Annotated in this window: 1 protein-coding gene; it reads left to right on the top strand. The window is 65.8% G+C overall.

The genetic code is table 11. The features are described from left to right. The first annotated feature begins 68 nt into the window (after nucleotides 1–68). Nucleotides 69–1,630 (top strand): IS3 family transposase gene (locus tag AWB65_RS34795; RefSeq protein WP_087671253.1). Its coding sequence is split into 2 segments (ribosomal slippage): nucleotides 69–507 and nucleotides 507–1,630, totalling 1,563 coding nucleotides; the frame shifts between segments, so codons are not numbered across the junction. The last annotated feature ends 30 nt before the right edge of the window (nucleotides 1,631–1,660 follow it).

Genomic DNA, 1,660 nt, shown 5'->3' on the forward strand with positions numbered 1-1,660 from the left:
CCCCCCGCGTCAGAATACTTGTCGCTCCAATAGAATCAATGAACCGGGGGCGATGATGAGAAAACGAATTGGCAAAATACGGACAAGCATTCAAGGACAGAGCGGTTGCGCGGTTGCTGCCGCCGGAGAGCGCGGCGTTGGAAGACGTTGCACGTGAGGTTGGCGTGGGAGTGGGGACGCTGGAGCGCTGGCGCAGTGATGCGCTGTCCAGGCCCGCTCGCGAGCGGGCCTGGACAGCGGCGGCCCGATTTGACGCCGTGCTGACGACCGCTGCGATGGACGAGGCTGCCAAGAGCGCATGGTGCCGCGCCAAGGGCGTGTATCCGCACGAGCTGGCTTCCTGGCGGCAAAGCGCCACGCAGGCGCTGGCCGAGCCCGAGGAGGCGCGTGCCAGCCCGCAGCAGACGCAGCAGGACCGACGTCGCATCAAGGAACTCGAGCGCGAGCTGCGGCGCAAGGACCGTGCGTTGGCTGAGACGGCGGCGCTGCTGGTGCTATCAAAAAAAGTCGCGGCGATCTTCAGCACGGGCGAGGACGAATGATCGACCTCGAAGATCGCCAGTCGATGGCCCGCGATATCCACACCGCGCACAAGGCCGGCGCACGGCTGCGCCTGGCCTGCCAGACGGCCGGCATCGACGTGCGCACCCTGCAGCGCTGGAATGCCGGCGAAGGCCTCGTATCGGGCGATGGAAGACCTCATGCGGTACGCCCGCAACCTTCCCATGCGCTGAGCGCCGCCGAGCGTGCCGAGGTGCTGCGGGTGGCCAACGAGCCGCGCTTCGCCGATATGCCTCCTGCGCGCATCGTGCCAATGCTGGCCGACCAAGGCGTGTATATCGCCAGCGAATCCACCTTCGCCCGCGTGCTGCGCGAGCACGGACAAACTGCACATCGGGGCCGGGCGAAAGCGCCCAAGGCTGGCCGACCGCCGACCACGCACATCGCTTGCGCACCACGCGAAGTCTGGTGCTGGGATATGACGTACTTGCCCGCCGAGGTCGTCGGTCAATGGTTTTACCTGTACCTGATCCTGGACCTGTACAGCCGCAAGATCGTCGGATGGGAGGTGCACGAGGGCGACGATGCCAGTCACGCTGCCCATCTGGTGCGGCGCACGGCGCTGGCCGAGGGCATCGCTACTCTGGCGGACAAGCCGGTGCTACACGGAGACAACGGCTCCACGCTCAAGGCCACGACCGTGCTGGCCATGCTCCACTGGCTTGGCGTGAAGCCATCGTACTCACGCCCACGCGTCAGTGACGACAACGCCTATGCCGAGGCGCTGTTCCGCACGGCCAAGTACCGCCCGGAGTTCCCCGCCACGGGCTTCGCCGAGCTCAATGCTGCACGCGACTGGGCGAGCGACTTCGTGCATTGGTACAACTTCGACCACCGTCACAGCAGCATCCGCTACGTCAGCCCAGCGCAGCGCCATGACGGAGACGATCACGCGATCCTCGCCGCTCGTCACGAGGTGTATGTCCAGGCGCGGGAACGTAAGCCGGCCCGCTGGTCAGGCTGCACGCGAGACTGGACGCCCATCGGTGCCGTCACGCTCAATCCGGAGCGCGAGTCAGTCATCACGATGGCCTCGCACGCTACACTTAGACAGCCTTTGGCTGCATGACTGAGGCGACAAGTACCTTGACACGCGCCG

Origin of the sequence: Caballeronia humi (genome assembly GCF_001544475.1) — a bacterium.
Classification (GTDB): Bacteria; Pseudomonadota; Gammaproteobacteria; order Burkholderiales; family Burkholderiaceae; genus Caballeronia; species Caballeronia humi.